The following is an 18,768-nucleotide window of genomic DNA, read 5'->3' as shown; positions in this document are numbered from 1 at the left end:
ATGATTGTTTTATTTTTTCCGTTTGTTTCTGGTGCCTGGCACTTGTAATGGATTTGTAACATAGATTTTCTTGAATATTTTAATTTCCCCTGTTTTATGCATATGAACAAATATTGTGGTCAAACTAATGAGGATGGTTTCATCACATTTTCTACAAGGAGGAATTATTGAATGACTCAAAACCCATTTGGTCAAGGTCAAGCTCAAGCTCAAGGTCAAGGTCAAACTCATCAAAATATGCAAACCGGAAATATCTCTCAACAAATGAATCATGGTGGTCATGAAGTATTTGATGTTCATGAAGTTTTATCAACTGTTTTATCTGGTTTAAACTTGAAAACAATTTTACGTCCACATGTAAAAGACCAAGAATTGTTGAACATCTTGGATCGTCAATATGCATTTGCACTTGATGAATATAATATTACGGTTGAATGCTTTAAAACTGGACAAGACCCTTCACATCCAACAACAAGCTATAAAATGCAACAAGGCAATGACTTTGTATATGGAACGAAGCCTTCTCAACCGAAAAAGCCTATGCAAAATGCAAATGAAATTAATGACGAAATGATTTCTGGTTATTTACTGGGAGCTGCAAAAGCTGCTGCAACAATTAAAACTGGTGCTGCTTTAGAAACTACAAACCCAGTAGTGCGTCGAGTTCTTGCAGATTCAATTCCAAACTGCATAGAAATGGCTTATGAGCTTTCTATTTATCAAAACAAGCATCACTACTACCAAGTACCACAACTTGATCAACAAAGCATGCAAGCAATGTTAAACGCATATGCTCCTGTACAAGGAAAAATGATGAGTTAATTCCCTTTCTCGTCCCTTCTGTGGGGACGAGTTTTTAAATACATTGTTTCTATTCCGAAATAACGTATAATTTACCTAAAGTATATTATTACAAATGAAAAGGGTGAATTATATGCGTGTCGCAATTTTTGACTTTGACGGAACATTATATGCCGAAGAAACATTTAAATTGTTAATGAATCATTTAAAAGAACACCCCATTTATAAAACAAATTATAAACGTTTTTATAGATCAATCGTACCTCCTTATATTGCGAATAAACTTAAACTTTATCCTACTTCAAAAATGAAAGCACGATCCATGCAATTGTATTTAGAAGCTTTCGGCGGAATATCTACTGCTGAAATGGATGCTTATTTTGAAGAATTAAAAGATAAAATGCAAAAAGATTTTAATCAAGATGTGGTAGAAAGATTAGAAAAGCATCAATCTGAAGATGTACATATTTTACTTGTTTCGGGAGCATATACACAGTTTTTACAACGCGTTACTGCTGGGATGACCTTTAACCAAATTATAGGTACAGACATACATTACAAAGAGGATAAAATAGATATCCATTCCCCCATTACGCACATAAATGGATCTCGCAAAACAGAAAATATCTTGAAAATTTTAAAGGATAAACAAATAGATTGGGAAAATAGTTTCGCTTATGGGGACAGCTACTCAGATTTACCGGTGTTAGAGCTAGTAGGAAACCCCGTTGCGGTAAAACCAGAAGAAAAGCTTAGAAATATAGCAAAAGAACGAGGCTGGGAAATATTATAGAAAGTTAACAAAAAAGAACTATCTTTCGTTCCACTTAAGGCATTTGGTATAAAAAACTATGGAGAATCCCACTTTTTTATCGTATATTTAGCGGAGAAAAATTCCGATTGCCTCAGATAATTATATTAAATGGCGACCAACTCAATTATAGAGAAGGTCGCCTATTAAAATGCAAATTTACTTTTTTCTACTTTCTTCTCCAAAAATAATGAAAAATCCATTAAATTAGTGATTAGTTAAATTTAGTTAATTCTTCTTCAATGGCATTAATACAATCTTTACACCAAGACTTTATAATGTCACTATTATCAATCGTACCAAATGGCATCTCGTTTTCTATAAATTGGGGTTGAGACTTAATATTTCCACCATTTAAAGTAATCATTAGGTTGAAAATGTCATTTAAAAAATAGTGTAGATATGCCATATATACTACTAAGAAGTATCTAAAGTAGTAAACGTTCTTTTCATATTTTAAATATTCCAGGTCATTAATGATATTATCAAAATTTAAATCAAAAATTTGAAAGATTATTTCGGTATCATGCTTAAATACCATGCAATTACTCCCCCCATGAACTAAACCATTTCTATAGTTTGCTATATCTTTAAACCACAAACTACTTTTGAGTAAAGGATAATCTTCTAATTGGTGCTCTTCTATTTTTTTATTGAGAATCTCAAATATCTCCCATAAATTTTTTCTAGGCTTAGGTGGGATCTCGAAATACAATTTAATGGATTCGATAATGTGGTCAATCACTGTTCGATATTTAACAAAAAACAATTCAATATCTAATGATGTATATCGAAAATCTGTTTGATTAATTTTACCTTCTTGCATTCTTCCAACTAAAATATAGATTTTAGCTAATTCTTGTCTAACGGCTTTTAAATGGTCATCTATAATTTCATTATTATTAATAGCAATAAACTTGTACATAGCTTCATGTATTACTTGGATTTCTCCGTTTCCCTTTTCAAATAATTCTTCCAGATATTGAACTAAAGTCAAATCATCTTTTAACTGCACCATTTCTTTTTCCATGTATTATACTCCCCAATAAAAGACTAGTCTTTATAAAATTCATTATAAATTATTGCATTTAAATCGACTGTACTCTTAGAGTTTACCCAATCTATCATAACTTAGTACTTCTTCCCCTTTATTGAGATTATATAGACATTGTGACTAGCAAGCATATGGATAGATTTGTTATACGGGATATTAAAGAATGAACTAATGCTTTTAGGGTAAACTATTTACCATACAATCTAATTACCAAAACAATCATCATTTGTTGAAATGAGGTTTAATAAATGAAACAATCCAATTGTGACTTTTCACCTCTAAAAGAACAATTAAAAATAGAGTTGGAAACTATCTCGGTTGAAATCAATAAAGGTTTAACTACATTAGATAATGACAACTTTTGCCTTTTAGGAGGGCTCGCTACTATTAAAGGACAATTTGAAAAGGCAGAAGCAGTTGCCGCTTCTTTTTATTTAAATTGTTATTTATCTCCATTCACTGATATGTATTTAGATATTTCTAGTGCTATTCAACATCTATCACACCAAAGACATGGTGCATTAATTGTAATTGAGCGTAATGATATACTTAATCCATTTTTAAGACCAGGTACTCCCATCGGCGCAAAACTAACACACTCCTTATTAGAATCTATTTTTTACCCTGGTAATCCACTTCATGATGGGGCGGTCTTAGTAAGAAGCAATCAAATACATTCTGCATCAAATGTTCTTCCTTTGTCGAGTATATTTGTAGGAGACAAGAAACTAGGTACACGTCATCGTGCGGCAATTGGTTTATCTGAAAAAAGTGATGCACTCGTAATAGTTGTTTCGGAAGAGACAGGAAGAGTATCTTTTGCAATTGACGGGGAGCTACATCCTGTCGTGACAAATAGCTCGTTAATAGTTAATTAATCTATTGGATAAAATTAAAGGAATCGCTAATTTCTATGGCGATTCCTTTTGTATTTATAAACGAACATTAATATTTTTGTTTTGTAAATAGGCCTTAATTTCAGAAATTGTATAATCACCATAATGAATCATTGAAGCAACAAGTGCAGCATCTGCTTGGCCAGCTGAAAATACCTCTTCAATATGTTCCAACTTTCCAGCACCGCCAGACGCAATTATTGGTACATTTGTCTTTTCTGAGAGTAATTTAATTAGCTCTACATCATAGCCATTTTTCATCCCATCTTTGTGGATGCTTGTACAAATAATCTCTCCAGCACCCAGTTCTGTCGCTTGCTGAGCCCATTCGACAACATCCATCCCTGTTTTTTCATGACCAGAGTGTGTATAAACTTCCCAACGGATTATTTCTTCTTGATCATTATATATTGGCATCGCATCTAGCCCTAATACTACACATTGTTTTCCATATATATCTGCTGCTTCCCTTAAAAGCTCAGGTCTTTGTACTGCTGCTGAGTTCACTCCAACTTTATCTGCTCCTGCTCGAAGCAAGTTTTTGAAGTCATCAACTGTTCGGACACCGCCGATTACTGAAAATGGAATGTACACTTGTTCTGCTACTTTACGAATCCATTCAATTTTTAAGTCTTGGTTTTTTAGTGAAGCCGTCGTGTCCAAATAAATTAATTCATCTGCACCATCTTCCGTATACTTCTTCCCAAGTTCTGCAGGATCACCGATAATAGTAGGATTTCTAAATTGTACATACTTAACTGCTTTGTCATTTAATACATCGATTGCAGGAACTATTCTTTTTCTTAGCATATATATGAACTCCTCACTTACAGTAATTATCTAATAATTGGATCCCGAATTTCCCACTTTTTTCAGGGTGGAACTGAACACCCATTACTTGCTCATTTCCTATTACACTTGCAAAATCTATCCCATAATTAGTTGTTCCTAGTACATCCTTTTCTTCTAATGGATTTGCAAAGAACGAATGTACAAAATAAAAATCAGTATTATCTGGGATGTTGTTGAATAAGAAATGTTGCCGAACATCTTTCACTTGATTCCAACCCATATGTGGAATCTTTTCGGCATCCACTTTAAATTCCGGTACTGTCCCTTTTAAGAGACCTAAACAAGGAACATTCCCTTCCTCACTTGATTCTAAAAGTAGTTGCATACCAAGACAAATTCCTAACAATGGAGTTCCTTTTACGACTTCACTCTTTAAATAATCACTTAAACCCGATTCATTTAATATTTCCATAGCAACTTTTGCATTACCCACTCCAGGTAATATCAACTTTGTAATCGATTCATCATGATCGGATGGTTTCGTAATTAGCTTTGTATCATATTCTAAACGAGCAATTGCTTTCATCACACTATGTAAATTTCCTGCTCCGTAATCTATAATGCCAATCATTCTCATGCCTCCACTTTTAGTATGCTATTATTATGCCATCTATCTATTAAAATTAAAACAAAAACTTTAGTGCACTAGCAGACTAAAACCAGTCATTTATAAAATGACTGGTTTTTTACTTACATATTCATTTACTTTTTTCGCTACTTCTCGCCCTTCTTTAATTGCCCAGACGATTAAACTTTGCCCTTTTCTAGCATCACCTGCAGTGAAAACTCCCTCAATATTAGTGGAGTAATCCTTCGTAGAAGCAGCAATTTTTTTATTTACAATATTTACTCCAAATTGTTCCGCTAATGAATGTTCAGCTCCTTCAAATCCAATAGCAACAAATACGTATTGTGCTGGCCAGACTTTTTCTGTTCCAGGTAGCTCTTTAAAATAGAAAAATCCATCTTCTCCTAATACTTTTTCCATTTGTATAGTGTGAAGTTCTTTTAAATTTCCGTTTCTATCAGCTACCATTTTTGTAGTCTGTATTAAATATTCACGTGGATCTTTCCCATACTTTGCAGCTGCTTCTTCATATGCATATTCTAATTTATATATATTCGGATCAGTTGGCCATTGATTATCTTCAGCTCTTGATACAGGCAACTGAGGATGCTTACCAAACTGTACGATACTTCGGCATTTTTGTCGTATCGCAGTAGCCACACAATCTGCTCCAGTATCCCCACCACCAATAACAATTACGTCTTTACCTTTTGTATTAATAAACTGACCATCTGTAAAATTGGAATCTAGTAAACTTTTTGTTGTAGTTGTTAAATAATCCATCGCATAATAAACACCTTGAGAAGTGCTACCTTCCATATGAAGCTCTCTATGCTTATGAGCTCCAATACATAAAATAACTGCGTCGAAGTTTGCTTTTAATTGTTCCGCAGAAATATCCTTCCCAACTTCCGTATTCAAAACAAAATCGATTCCCTCTTGTTGCAGCAAATGAATTCGGCGTTGCACTATCTCTTTTTCCAGTTTCATATTCGGAATACCATACATTAATAATCCGCCTGCTCTGTCTGACCTCTCAAAAACAGTAACAGAATGACCTGCTTGATTTAACTCATCAGCACTTGCAAGCCCAGCTGGACCTGAACCAATTACTGCAATCTTTTTTCCAGTACGTTTAGACGGAATTCTTGGTGTAATCCATCCGTTTTCGAATGCCTTGTCTATAATGGTACGCTCGATATTTTTAATCGACACTGCTGGATCTGAAATAGCAAGTGTACATGATCCCTCGCATGGGGCTGGACATACCCTACCTGTGAACTCTGGAAAATTATTTGTCATTTGTAATCTCACTAGAGCTTCTTTCCATTTTCCTTTATAAACTAAATCATTCCACTCCGGAATTAAATTATATATCGGACAGCCTGCTGTCGCTCCTCTTATTTCAATTCCCATGTGACAGAAAGGGGTTCCACAATCCATGCATCTAGCCCCCTGCCTTTGAAGGGATTCATCCGTTAATTTTGTTGAGTATTCGCTCCAATTTTTTACCCGTTTGAGAGGGGCCACCTCTTTACCTTTTTCACGTTCGTACTCCATAAATCCTGTAGGTTTACCCATAAGTTACTCCCCTCTCCACTACTTTTTCAATAGTTCTAGTTCTTTTTTATCTTTGTTATTTGAAGTAGATAAAAATGCTTTCATTGCTGCTGCATCATCCGTTAAACCTTCCAATTTAAATGCTTGGATTTTTTCTAGCATTATTTTGTAATCATTTGGCACTACTTTTACAAATCGATTAGACATTTCTTCCCATCTGTCTAAAATGTTCATCGCTTTCGAACTCTTTGTGTAATAGTAGTGATCCATAATCAATTGGCGTAAAGAATGCAACTCATCTGAAGAACTTATCTTCTCAAAGTCAATCATTTCCATATTACATTTTTCTTTCAATCCGTTCACATCATCAACAAGTACATACGCAATACCACCGGACATTCCTGCCCCAAAGTTTTTTCCTACATCCCCTAAAATGACTGCACGACCACCAGTCATGTATTCACATCCATGATCCCCTATACCTTCTACTACAACATCTACCCCACTATTTCGAACTGCAAAGCGCTCCCCAGCACGTCCATTGATAAATGCAGTTCCACTAGTTGCTCCATATAATGCAACATTACCTGCTATAACATTTCCTTCTGCAGCTCCTTTAAGTGGTGCCGTGACAATTAGTTTTCCTCCAGATAATCCTTTCCCAAAGTAATCATTAACATCACCTGTTACGTACATGGACATCCCCTTCGGAACAAACGCACCAAAGCTTTGGCCAGCTGCTCCAGTAAAGCGTAAAATAATGGAATCGTCGGCTAATCCTCTTTCTCCATGCTGCTTAGATATTTCGCTTCCGATTATAGTTCCTACTACTCGATCTGTATTCGAAATAGGATATTGTAAATCAATTTTTGTTTGATTCGTAATTGCCTTCTCCACTTTAGGAAGTAGTTCACGTAAATCAAAAGAAGCATCAATCTTATGATTTTGTGGAGTTGAGTATGTTCTATTTCCTTGAACTTGGAATAACAAATTAGCAAAATCTAGCTGTTTTGCTTTCCAATGTTCTTTGGCACGTTTACTCACTTCTAATACATCCGTACGTCCAACCATTTCTTCCACTGTTCTAAATCCTAGATTTGCCATATATTCGCGCATTTCTTCAGCAACAAAACGCATGTAATTTACTACATAATCTGCACTTCCTGTAAACTTATCACGTAGATCTGGATTTTGAGTGGCAATACCAACCGGACATGTGTCTAAATGACAAGCACGCATCATAACACACCCTAAAACAATTAAAGGAGCGGTCGCAAATCCAAATTCTTCTGCACCTAATAAAGCAGCCATTACTACATCTTTTCCTGTCATGAGCTTACCGTCCGTCTCTAACCTCACTCGATCACGTAAGCCGTTTAACATGAGTGTTTGATGTGCTTCTGCTAGTCCTAGCTCCCACGGAAGTCCAGTATGTTTTATACTCGTTTTAGGTGATGCTCCTGTCCCTCCATCGTAACCGCTGATCACAATAACATCTGCTGCACCCTTTGCTACTCCTGCTGCAATTGTCCCTACTCCAGCTTTCGCTACTAGTTTGACGCTTATACGAGCTGTGCGATTAGCATTTTTCAAATCATGTATTAATTGAGCCATATCCTCAATTGAATAAATATCGTGATGTGGTGGGGGGGATATTAAACCAACACCAGTCGTAGAGCCACGAACATCCGCTACCCAAGGGTAAACTTTATTACCTGGTAATTGTCCGCCTTCCCCGGGTTTTGCTCCTTGTGCCATTTTAATCTGTAGTTCGTCTGCCTGAACAAGATAATGGCTCTTCACTCCAAATCTTCCGGATGCAATTTGTTTGATAGCGCTTCTTCGGTTATCCCCATTTGCATCAAGTTCATAACGACTAGGATGTTCACCACCCTCTCCACTATTACTTTTTCCACCTAATCGATTCATTGCTATCGCAAGAGTTTCATGAGCTTCTTGGCTTAAGGAACCAAACGACATAGCGCCAGTTTTAAATCGTTTTACGATGGAGTCTACGGATTCAACTTCATCAAGTCGTATTCGCTTGTTTTTTGGTTTAAATGTAAATGAATTACGTAAAAAGCCTATTCGTTCTTCATTTGCCATTTCCGCATATTGTCTGTATAAACCATAGTCTCCTTTACGTGTAGCCCATTGAAGCGTATGAATTGTTTTAGGATTAAAAGCATGGTGCTCTCCTGTACTTCTCCACTGGAAATCACTTCCCGATTCTAGGGAAACTTGTGTAGAGTCAATCGCTTGATTATGACGTCTTTTTGCTTCTTCGGCGATTGTCCCCAAATCAATTCCATCCAATTGAGAAACTGTACCAGTAAAGTGACGTTCTATAACATCCTTGCTAATGCCAACAGCTTCGAAAATTTGCGCTCCACGGTAACTTTGCACTGTAGAGATACCCATTTTTGACATTACCTTTACTACACCCTCTGCAATTCCTTTACTATATTTAGAAATCGCTTCCTTATAACTACTATCTATATGACCATTCTGAATCGCTTCACCAATGGTTGCAAAAGCTAAATAAGGATTAATGGCATCAACACCGTATCCTATAAGCGCTGCAAAATGATGTACTTCACGGGCTTCCCCTGATTCAACTATGATACTCACTTTTGTTCTATTTCCTGTACGAACTAAGTGCTGATGAAGACTACTAGCAGCAAGTAATACAGGAATAGTGACTTGTTCGTTATTGATCATTCGGTCAGATAAAATTAAAATGGTTTTATCTTGTTCCATAAAACGGTCCGCCATTTTAGAAATATTCTCTAAGTCAAAGTCTAAATCTTCTGTCATTTCTAAACCGATTAAACCATATTGGAAATTAGGATCTTTCATTTCTAGTAAATTTTTTAATTGATTGTTCGTTAAAACTGGATTATCTAAAAATATTCTTTTAGCATTTAAGGCATTTGGTTGTAGCAAATCACCTTCAGCACCAAGCAATGTCATCGTCGAAGTAACTATATGCTCACGAATAGAATCAATGGGAGGATTCGTAACTTGTGCAAAGTGCTGCTTAAAATAGTTGAACAATGATTGTGGACGTTCTGATAAAACTGCAAGTGGTGTATCGTTCCCCATCGAACCAATCGGATCTTTGCCATCTAAGGAAATTGGAACAATATACTTTTGAATATCTTCATACGTATAGCCAAATGCTTTTTGTTGAAATAAAAGATTATTTAATTGCTCAGGCTCCTCATGAACGGTTGTCAGAGTAAGTTTGTTCTCATCTAACCACTGCTTATATGGAAATGCACTTGCCATTTCCTGCTTAATTTCTTCATCAGAAATAATGCGTCCTTGTTCTAAATCTATCAGCAACATTCTTCCCGGACTCAGTCGCTCTTTATATAAGATATTACCCTCATCAACATCCACAACTCCAACTTCTGAAGAGAAAATGATGTAGTCATCCTTCGTTACGTAATAACGAGCTGGTCGTAATCCATTTCGATCTAAAATTGCTCCTATTTGCTTCCCATTTGTAAATGAAATTGCGGTTGGACCATCCCAAGGCTCCATTAAAGAACTGTGGTAAGCATAAAATGCTTTTTTCTCTTCACTAATGTGAGGATTTTCTGTCCATGGTTCCGGTATGAGCATCATAGCAGTATGAGCAGGAGTTCTTCCTGCTAGTACGAAAAATTCAAATGCATTGTCAAGCATTGATGAATCACTACCGTTTGTATCAATGATCGGCAATACTTTTTCCAAATCTTTTCCAAATGCGTCAGAAACAAATTGTTTCTCCCTAGCTTTCATCCAGTTTACATTTCCGCGTAAAGTATTTATTTCACCGTTATGGACAATGTAACGATTAGGATGCGCTCTTTCCCAACTTGGGAATGTATTTGTACTATATCGTGAATGCACAAGTGAAAAAGCCGATGTGAATAATTCATCTTGCAAATCAAGATAAAATAAATCTACTTCATCAGGAGTTAATAACCCTTTGTATACGATCGTTTGACTTGATAAGCTTGCACAATAAAATTTCTTTGATTGTTGTTGTGCCCAATGCTCTACTTGTTTTCTTATTACAAACAATTTTCGTTCAAAAGCAAGAGAATCCATTTCGTTTAACGATTTTATAAAGACTTGACGAACTACTGGTACTGTCTCTTTTGCTGTTTTACTTAACGCATTGGCGTTAATCGGAACTGTTCTCCATCCAATTAGTTGCTGTCCTTCTAATTGGATTGTCTCGTTAAACTTTTTTTCGATTTCTTCACGTTCTTTGTCATCATCTGTAAAGAATAACATTCCAACCCCATAACCGCCTTTGGCTGGTAAATCCCATTCATTACACACTACTCGAAAGTACACATCTGGTATTTGAACCATTAAGCCTGCGCCATCTCCCGTTTGACCATCACTTCCTCTTCCAGCACGATGATCGAGACGACATAGCATCTCTAATCCTTTTTTAACTATGTCATGCGTAGCTAAACCTTTTATATGTGCATATAAACCAATCCCACAAGCGTCATGCTCAAATTCAGGTTGATATAGCCCTTGTGCTTTTGGTAGCTTATGAAAAGTCATATTAAATCCCTCCAATTTACCTTACATGTTACTTATGAATATTGTAGGTTTTCAAAATAATATAAACAATATATAATTTGGATATAAATCATCTACTTTTTAGATTGATTAGAGGAGTGAGAATTTGGAACTACGTCAATTGAGGTATTTTATAGAAGTTGCAGAACGTGAACATATTTCGGAAGCAGCCATTAATTTGCATGTCGCTCAATCAGCTGTAAGTAGACAAATTGCAAATTTGGAGGAGGAACTTGGGGTAGAATTGTTCGAACGCGTGGGGCGGAATGTTAAGTTAACACCTATCGGGAAAATATTTATGCAACATAGTATATTCGCTTTGCAAGCTATTGACCATGCTAAAAAACAAATTGATGAATACTTAAATCCTGAAAAAGGAGTTATTAAAATTGGCTTTCCAACCAGTTTAGCTGGCCACTTATTGCCAACAGTTATTTCTGCTTTTAAAAAAGAACATCCAAATGTAGCCTTCCATCTACGCCAAGGATCTTATAACTATTTGATTGATGCTGTAAAAAATAGAGAATTAAACCTTGCATTTTTAGGTCCTCTCCCCCCAAAGGATGAATTGATAAATAGCACTATTTTATTTACGGAAGATTTTTCAGTACTCTTACCAAGCCATCATACTTTTGCCAATAAAAATAGGATTCCTTTAATTGATTTACGAAATGAAAATTTTGTTTTATTCCCTGAAGGCTATGTATTAAACAAACTTGTCGTTGAAGCATGTAATTCTGTTGGATTCACACCCAAAGTTACGTCGGAAGGTGAGGATATGGACGCTATTAAAGGTCTAGTTGCAGCAGGTATAGGAGTAAGTCTACTACCCGATAGTACGTTTACCGACTCCACTCCGAGATTTACCACAAAAATCCCAATAGACTCACCTGCCATCCGAAGAACGGTCGGTATCCTTAGCCCAGCTTCAAGAGAGTTGTCTCCTTCAGAAAAAGTGTTTCACCATTTCGTTATCCGTTTCTTCTCCTTACTTGGACAATACCAATAATTATTACAAAAGTATTACAGGTGCCTGGCACCAAAATAAAAACAAACATGAAAACGTGTATTTCACGATTTTCATGTTTGTTTTTAAATGGCATTCATTTGTTTGTTATAATACGCTTAATTTTTCGTCTTTCAAATCACTGATGAACATGCAGCCCGGAGCATGCGTAATCATGATCGAAGGTTTACTCTGCATCGCAACCGCTTGTGGCGCTTGTGGTGTAACGCCGCAAGCCCAAAACACATGGATTTCACCTTCTTTGATTGTAACAGCATCGCCAAAGTCAGGCTTATGGATGTCATTGATACCAATAATACTCGGATCCCCAATATGTATCGGAGCTCCGTGCATTCCTGGAAAACGCGAAGTAATTTGTATTGCTCGAATCGCATCAGCTTGTGACATTGGACGCATACTTACTACAGTTGGACCTTCGAAAACACCTGCTTTTGCACACTCAATATTTGTTTTGTACATCGGTACATTGCAGTTTTCCTCAATATGTCGAATTGGTATGCCTGCTTCAATCAACGGCGTTTCGAAGGTAAAGCTACAACCAATTAAAAAAGCTACCATATCATCTTCCCAGTAATCCTTAATATCAGTCACTTCTTCTGTAAAAACACCGTCTTTATAAATACGATATTTTGGAATATCCGTTCGAATATCCGCCCCATTTGCAATAGTACTCGGATTATATGAACCTACTTCCGTAACATCTACCAATGGACAAGACTTTGGATTTCTTTGGCAAAATAATAAAAAGTCAAAAGCATATTCTTTTTTCAAAATAGCTAAATTTGCTTGTGTATACCCTTTAGCCATACCAGCTGTCGGACCTGTAATTTGCGCAGAACTTATTAATTTACGGATCTCATTTGGAGCCATTGTTCCATAATTAATCATCGGTCAACTACCCCTTCCTATTTAAAAAGCAATGGAATTTGTTCTATTAGCGTCATGATTCCTAACACACCCATTATAATAGTTACGATTGCCCCAGTAATTGTTAACCAAATTGGGTGCTTGTAATCTCCCACAATTTCTTTCTTGTATGCTCCAACTAATAACGTACCTAGTGCTATTGGCAAAATTAGTGCATTTAGAGCACCAACAAGAAGAAGAATATTAACTGGTCTTCCTACTAAAGCAAAAACTATAGTTGATGTAAGAATAAAAACGATAATAATCCAGTTATGGTATTTCTCTATTAAAGGATGGAATGAACGAATAAATGATACGGATGTGTAAGCCGCACCAACAACAGATGTAATTGCAGCTGCCCACATAATTACACCAAACATACGATAACCAATTTCACCAGCAGCAAGTTTAAAAACAGAAGCTGGTGGATTTGCAGGATCAATTTGTAATCCTTGTGACACAACCCCTAGTACTGCTAAAAATAATGCAACACGCATTATTCCCGTTACTACAATACCTGTTACAGAACCTTTCGTTACATCAGGTAATGACTCCACACCTTTTACTCCTGCATCTAAAAGTCTGTGACCTCCTGCAAAAGTTATATAACCACCAACTGTTCCACCTACTAGTGTCACAATGGCAAAAATACTAATTTCTGAAGGAGCAAACGTATGTACAATCGCTTCGCCAACTGGTGGTGAAGTAGAAAAAGCAACATAAACCATTAAAGCAATCATGACAAATCCAGCAATTTGAGCAACCTTATCCATTGCTTTTCCTGCTTCTTTCACAACAAATATAAAAATCGCAAATGCCGCACTAATAATTGCGCCAGTGATCGGATCCAAACCAAGCATCGCATTTAAACCAAGGCCTGCTCCAGCAACATTCCCAATATTAAATGCAAGTCCACCCATTACTATTAGAATCGCCAATAGCACCCCTAAACCCGGCAATACTTTATTGGCAATTTCTTGTCCACGAAGCCCTGAAACAGCAATAATTCTCCAAACATTTACTTGAGCAACAACATCCAGTAAAAGTGAAATCAAAATGACAAATCCAAAACTAGCTGCTAGTTGTTCAGTAAAAACTGTTGTTTGTGTTAAAAATCCCGGTCCTATAGCTGAGGTCGCCATCAAAAAAGCCGCCCCTAGTAAGACACTTTTCCCTACTGTCTTTTTAGTACTGTCTTTTGGTATTAATTGTTCTCCCACATGTTCTCCCCCTTAATCAACGAAAGCTGAAACGCTTACATTATTATTTTTTAAAGTTTCTTTAATATTTCGGGCAAATGAAACAGCATGTTCTCCATCTCCATGAATACAAACTGTATCTGCTTTTATTTGTACTTCTGTATTTTGTTGTGAAATTACGATTCCTTCCGTCACCATTTTCACAACTTGGGCTATCGACTCGTTAGTATCTATTATTAGAGCATTACTCTGGTGACGCGAAGTTAATGAACCATCTGACTGATATGTACGATCCGCGAATACTTCATGAGCTGTTCGTAAGCCCACTTTTTCTCCTGCCGCAGTTAATTCACTATTAGCTAACCCAAATAAGACAAGTGAAGGAGATACATCATATACCGCTTGGGCTATCGCTTTGGCCAATTCAAAATCTTTAGCAGCCATATTAAATAATGCACCATGCGGTTTTACATGTTGCATCTGCTCACCAAAAGTAGCTAAGAACCCATTAAGCGCACCAATTTGATAGACTACCATATCATATGCCTCTTGGGGAGTTATTTTCATCTCTCTTCTACCAAATCCATTTAGATCAGGCAAACCAGGATGTGCACCAATTTTAACGCCATTTTCAATAGCTAACTTGACAGTTTCCCGCATTACACTTGGATCTCCAGCATGAAATCCACATGCAATATTCGCTGATGTAACATATTTTAGTATTTCCTGTTGCTCTCCTAATTTGTATCGACCGAAACTTTCCCCTAAGTCGCAATTTATATCTACTCGAAACATTTTATCCCTCCTAAACTTCTATTAGCATCACAATACTTTAGTTCCGAATTATGAAACCGAAGTTTTGAAACTTAAACTTAATATTAGCACAATCGTTTTTTTCTGAATAGATACTATTTTGCAATTGTTTATTTAATTATTTTTTAAACTATAGCTTGTATTTTGATTTTAGAGAATTATAATAATTGTAATATTTCATTTTTAAGAACTTCATTACCATATTTCGAAACTAAAGGAGCTGTTTGTATGCCTAATTCCTATTCTGATTGCATTATAAAACCTTTGGGAGATTCCGCATTAATTGTACAGCTCGGAGAAGGTATAGATAAAGCTATTCATCAAAAAGTTAAAAATCTATCCGAACTACTAGCTAATAGTCCATTTGAAGGATTAACAGAATTTGTTCCAGCTTATAACAATATAACTGTGTATTATAATCCATATATTGTTCATACTTCCCAGAAAAGTGACTTAAATTCCTTTGAATTTGTTTCTATTCATATGAAAAATTTAGTAAAAAAAATGACGAAAAATAAAAACGAGTCTGCTAGGGTAATTTCTATCCCTGTTTGTTATGGAGGAGAATATGGACCAGATTTAGATACAGTCGCTCAATATCACAACATTTCACCAGAGGAGGTTATTCGCATTCATTCAAAGAGTGAATGTTTAGTTTACATGCTCGGTTTTGCACCTGGTTTTCCTTTTATGGGTGGAATGGATGAACGTATAGCTACACCTAGAAAAGAAACACCTAGATTATCAATAAGACCCGGATCAGTTGGAATAGCAGGTAAACAAACTGGTATTTATCCACTAGAGACTCCTGGTGGATGGCAGATCATTGGACGCACCCCGCTAGATTTGTTTCTACCTCAAATGTCCCCTCCTACCTTATTGCAAGCTGGCGATATTATCCGCTTTGTGCCGATTTCTTCCAGTGATTATTTAAATTATAAGGAGTTGAAGAAATGAGCATACGAGTGTTGCATTCCGGACTACTAACTACGATTCAAGACATAGGTCGATATGGATCGCAAAAGTTTGGAGTTATAGTTAGTGGTGCGATGGATAGCTATTCTTTAAGACTGGCAAATCTTTTAGTTGGAAATAAAGAAAATGAAGCCACACTTGAGATTACTTTATTCGGCACAACGCTTCAATTTGATGAAGATACCTTAATTTCAATAACTGGAGGAGATTTTCTCCCTACGATTGACGGAAATAAAGTTCTGTCGTGGCGACCAATCTTAATAAAGAAAAATTCTGTCTTAAAATTCAATTCAGCTATAAAAGGAAGTAGAGCATACGTTGCTTTTGCAGGTGGAATAGATATCCCGGAAATTATGAAGAGTAAAAGTACCTATTTACGTGCAAATATTGGTGGCTTTAAAGGGAGAGCGTTGCAAAAAGGAGATATTTTTTCAGTAGGAGAAGTAAGTGAAATTGGCGAAAAGCTTATTGAACAGTTGAAAAACAGTGATGCAACTTGGTCTGTAGACTTTAATAATTTGATAAGATTTGAACAGAATCAGTATATTCGAGTGCTAAAAGGAACTGAATTTAACCGTTTTGATCAGGAAAGCCAAAACATTTTTTTCGAAAAACCTTATACCCTTACAGTCCAATCCGATCGAATGGGATACAGATTAGATGGTCCTACCCTATCATTAGCTGAAAATTTTGAGCTCTTATCTGAAGGAGTTACGTTTGGAACTGTCCAGATCCCATCAAATGGACAACCAATTATCCTGATGGCAGACCGTCAAACTACTGGGGGCTATCCTAAAATAGCACAAGTGATAACTGCTGACTTACCAAGTCTCGCTCAGATTCAACCAACCGGAACAATACGCTTTAAGGAAGTCACGCTTGCTGAAGCTGAAAATGAAATATTTAAAAATGAGCAGCAGATAAAAAACATAAAAAATGCAATCCATTATAAAATAGTTAGTAATTAAAAATAATCCTCTATTCACGTTGGAATAGAGGATTTTTATTTACAAAGCCTAATCTTTCAGAAATTATATTCGCAGCATCTATTGCTTTTTTTGCAAAGAAATCGACCTGATCTTTTTGGTAGTTTGCTTCAATTCCAGCTATACTAATTCCACCTATGATTTCTCCTTTATTGTTGAAAATAGGAGCAGCAATAGCTGAGGTATGGTCTTCTAATTCGGAATGACTAATCGTATAACCATTTGTTCTTGCATTTTTTATACTCTCTAACAAAATCTCTTTATCCGTAATTGTTCCCATAGCAAAAGACTTTAATTCTACATTTTCTAAATAAGAATTGATTTCATCATCTTCTAAAAAAGATAAAATGACTCTTGAACAAGCTCCAGCATACAAAGGGCTTCTTCTTCCAATAGCAGTGTATAATCGGACTTTTTGGTATACATCTACTTTTTCAATGTAAATGGCTTCGTCACCTTGCCGTATAATTAAATTAATCGCTTCTTTTAATTCATTATGTAATTCTTGCATGATAGGAAATGCGATTTGTCGTATATCCAATCTTGAAGAAACGAGATTTCCATAAGTAAGAAAGAGGAGACCTAACCGATATTTAGAATCAGCGCCTTTTACGACAAAACCCATTTCCTCTAAAGATATTAACATTCGATAAACGGATGATTTAGGAATCTTCGAAAGTTCAATTATTTCTTGAAATGTCAAAGCCGCATGATCAATAAATAAATTTAAAATATCCATCGAACGAACTACTGTTTTATTTTTCATATACTCTCCTTTAACAAGTAACTCTCTTATTCTTTAACAAAATTAATAAGCTTCTTTTTACTTCTAAAATTAACGATAAAAATACTAGCACCAACCATGATTAATCCAATAATAAGCAAGTAGGTAATTGGTTCATCTAGGAAAACAGCACCTATAAAGACAGCAATAATTGGTACAAGAAACGTATATGAGCCTACTTTGCTTGCTTCCCCTTCATTAATCAACTTGTAGTAGATAATATAAGAAATAGGAATCCCAAAAATTGCGCCATAGCTTAAACCAAATATGTATGTACTATTCCACTGAATTTCAGACCAACTTTCAAAATATGTCCCTGTTCCAAGAAGAACCGCTCCTCCAATGATACATTGTAAGGAAACCATCCAGTAAGCATCTACTCTATCCCTTATACTTTTAACGTAAATCACACCAAATGCCCAACATATTGCTGTGACTATCCCAAGAACAACCCCAATTATGGACACATGAAAAGTTAACCCATCTAAACTAACCATTAATATTCCTAGGAATCCTATCAAGAGACCAATAATTTTAACTGGGGTCATAAATTCCCCTAACCAAATCCATGCGAACAAACCCAATAACACTGGTTGAAAATAAACAAGTATCGAAAACAAGCCTCCAGGTAAATAATTTAACCCTACAGTTTGTATTCCAAAAAATAATGTTGTATTAAATAAAGCCGAAATACAATATAACTTCCAATTTTCCCGCCAATTAATTTTATCTAACCTTTTCAACAATAGGATTCCTAACAAGACTCCGCCAATCGTTGCCCGCATTCCAGAAAATAGCAACGGAGGTGTGTAAGGTAACGCTAATTTATAAATTGGCCAACTAGCACCCCACACTAAAATAAGCACTAATAGTGCCATTGTCGATTTCGTAAATGCCTTACTCAACATTATAACTTCCCTTCAAAACTAAACCAAGTCTATGAATC

16 protein-coding genes are annotated in these 18,768 nt (G+C 35.9%); 6 read left to right on the top strand and 10 right to left on the bottom strand.

Annotated features, from left to right (window positions below):
* The first annotated feature begins 171 nt into the window (after nt 1-171).
* Together PGC35_RS06010 and PGC35_RS06005 are read left to right on the top strand one after the other, a co-directional pair.
* Nucleotides 172-822, top strand: a complete 651-nt coding sequence (locus tag PGC35_RS06010; RefSeq protein ID WP_375218519.1) for a spore coat protein — start codon at nt 172-174, stop codon at nt 820-822.
* A 112-nt stretch (nt 823-934) separates the two neighbouring features.
* The gene (locus tag PGC35_RS06005) at nt 935-1,594 is read left to right on the top strand and encodes an HAD family hydrolase (protein WP_375218518.1); all 660 of its coding nucleotides are present in this window, start codon (nt 935-937) and stop codon (nt 1,592-1,594) included.
* A gap of 232 nt (nt 1,595-1,826) precedes the next feature.
* On the opposite strand, the gene PGC35_RS06000 is transcribed toward PGC35_RS06005, so the two are convergent.
* Nucleotides 1,827-2,642: a hypothetical protein gene (locus PGC35_RS06000; RefSeq protein WP_375218517.1), complete on the bottom strand. Its 816-nt coding sequence runs from the start codon at nt 2,640-2,642 to the stop codon at nt 1,827-1,829.
* A 272-nt stretch (nt 2,643-2,914) separates the two neighbouring features.
* Between PGC35_RS06000 and cdaS the strand changes: the two genes are divergently transcribed.
* Entirely contained in the window at nt 2,915-3,544 is a 630-nt protein-coding gene (gene cdaS / locus PGC35_RS05995; protein WP_056829606.1) for a sporulation-specific diadenylate cyclase CdaS, read from the top strand.
* Between the two features lie 54 nt (nt 3,545-3,598).
* Here the strand turns inward: cdaS and hisF are convergent, their stop codons facing one another.
* The 4 genes from hisF to gltB form a co-directional block, all read right to left on the bottom strand.
* A complete protein-coding gene (gene hisF / locus PGC35_RS05990; RefSeq protein WP_056829603.1) occupies nt 3,599-4,372 on the bottom strand; it encodes an imidazole glycerol phosphate synthase subunit HisF in 774 nt (257 codons plus the stop codon).
* 13 nt (nt 4,373-4,385) lie between these two features.
* Nucleotides 4,386-4,985: an imidazole glycerol phosphate synthase subunit HisH gene (hisH, locus tag PGC35_RS05985; protein ID WP_375218516.1), complete on the bottom strand. Its 600-nt coding sequence runs from the start codon at nt 4,983-4,985 to the stop codon at nt 4,386-4,388.
* A gap of 96 nt (nt 4,986-5,081) precedes the next feature.
* Nucleotides 5,082-6,563, bottom strand: a complete 1,482-nt coding sequence (gene gltD, locus PGC35_RS05980) for a glutamate synthase small subunit (RefSeq protein WP_375218515.1) — start codon at nt 6,561-6,563, stop codon at nt 5,082-5,084.
* An 18-nt stretch (nt 6,564-6,581) separates the two neighbouring features.
* A complete protein-coding gene (gene gltB, locus PGC35_RS05975) occupies nt 6,582-11,114 on the bottom strand; it encodes a glutamate synthase large subunit (protein ID WP_375218514.1) in 4,533 nt (1,510 codons plus the stop codon).
* Nucleotides 11,115-11,238: 124 nt separating this feature from the next.
* On the opposite strand from gltB, the gene gltC reads away from it, so the two are divergent.
* Nucleotides 11,239-12,141: a glutamate biosynthesis transcriptional regulator GltC gene (gltC, locus tag PGC35_RS05970; RefSeq protein WP_375218513.1), complete on the top strand. Its 903-nt coding sequence runs from the start codon at nt 11,239-11,241 to the stop codon at nt 12,139-12,141.
* A 105-nt stretch (nt 12,142-12,246) separates the two neighbouring features.
* On the opposite strand, the gene PGC35_RS05965 is transcribed toward gltC, so the two are convergent.
* The 3 genes from PGC35_RS05965 to PGC35_RS05955 form a co-directional block, all read right to left on the bottom strand.
* Nucleotides 12,247-13,029 (bottom strand): putative hydro-lyase, encoded by a 783-nt coding sequence (locus PGC35_RS05965; RefSeq protein WP_375218746.1) that lies wholly within the window; start codon nt 13,027-13,029, stop codon nt 12,247-12,249.
* A gap of 35 nt (nt 13,030-13,064) precedes the next feature.
* A complete protein-coding gene (locus PGC35_RS05960) occupies nt 13,065-14,207 on the bottom strand; it encodes an NRAMP family divalent metal transporter (protein WP_375218745.1) in 1,143 nt (380 codons plus the stop codon).
* Nucleotides 14,208-14,297: 90 nt separating this feature from the next.
* Entirely contained in the window at nt 14,298-15,059 is a 762-nt protein-coding gene (locus PGC35_RS05955) for a LamB/YcsF family protein (protein ID WP_375218512.1), read from the bottom strand.
* Nucleotides 15,060-15,305: 246 nt separating this feature from the next.
* On the opposite strand from PGC35_RS05955, the gene pxpB reads away from it, so the two are divergent.
* Both pxpB and PGC35_RS05945 read left to right on the top strand, forming a co-directional pair.
* On the top strand, nt 15,306-16,034 hold the full coding sequence (pxpB, locus tag PGC35_RS05950) for a 5-oxoprolinase subunit PxpB (RefSeq protein WP_375218511.1): 729 nt from the start codon (nt 15,306-15,308) through the stop codon (nt 16,032-16,034).
* Nucleotides 16,031-17,020: a 5-oxoprolinase subunit C family protein gene (locus PGC35_RS05945; RefSeq protein WP_375218510.1), complete on the top strand. Its 990-nt coding sequence runs from the start codon at nt 16,031-16,033 to the stop codon at nt 17,018-17,020. Before pxpB ends, PGC35_RS05945 begins: the two co-directional genes overlap by 4 nt.
* Nucleotides 17,021-17,030: 10 nt before the next feature.
* On the opposite strand, the gene PGC35_RS05940 is transcribed toward PGC35_RS05945, so the two are convergent.
* Both PGC35_RS05940 and PGC35_RS05935 read right to left on the bottom strand, forming a co-directional pair.
* Nucleotides 17,031-17,804 (bottom strand): IclR family transcriptional regulator, encoded by a 774-nt coding sequence (locus tag PGC35_RS05940; protein WP_375218509.1) that lies wholly within the window; start codon nt 17,802-17,804, stop codon nt 17,031-17,033.
* 26 nt (nt 17,805-17,830) lie between these two features.
* Nucleotides 17,831-18,727 carry a DMT family transporter gene (locus PGC35_RS05935; protein ID WP_375218508.1) on the bottom strand — a complete coding sequence of 299 codons (897 nt, stop codon included), beginning with the start codon at nt 18,725-18,727 and terminating at the stop codon, nt 17,831-17,833.
* Between the last annotated feature and the right edge of the window lie 41 nt (nt 18,728-18,768).

Origin of the sequence: Psychrobacillus sp. PGGUH221, from assembly GCF_042055255.1 — a bacterium.
Classification (GTDB): domain Bacteria; phylum Bacillota; class Bacilli; order Bacillales_A; family Planococcaceae; genus Psychrobacillus.
The sequence above is the reverse complement of the archived record's forward strand: the minus strand, read 5'-3'. Positions and strand labels throughout refer to the sequence as shown.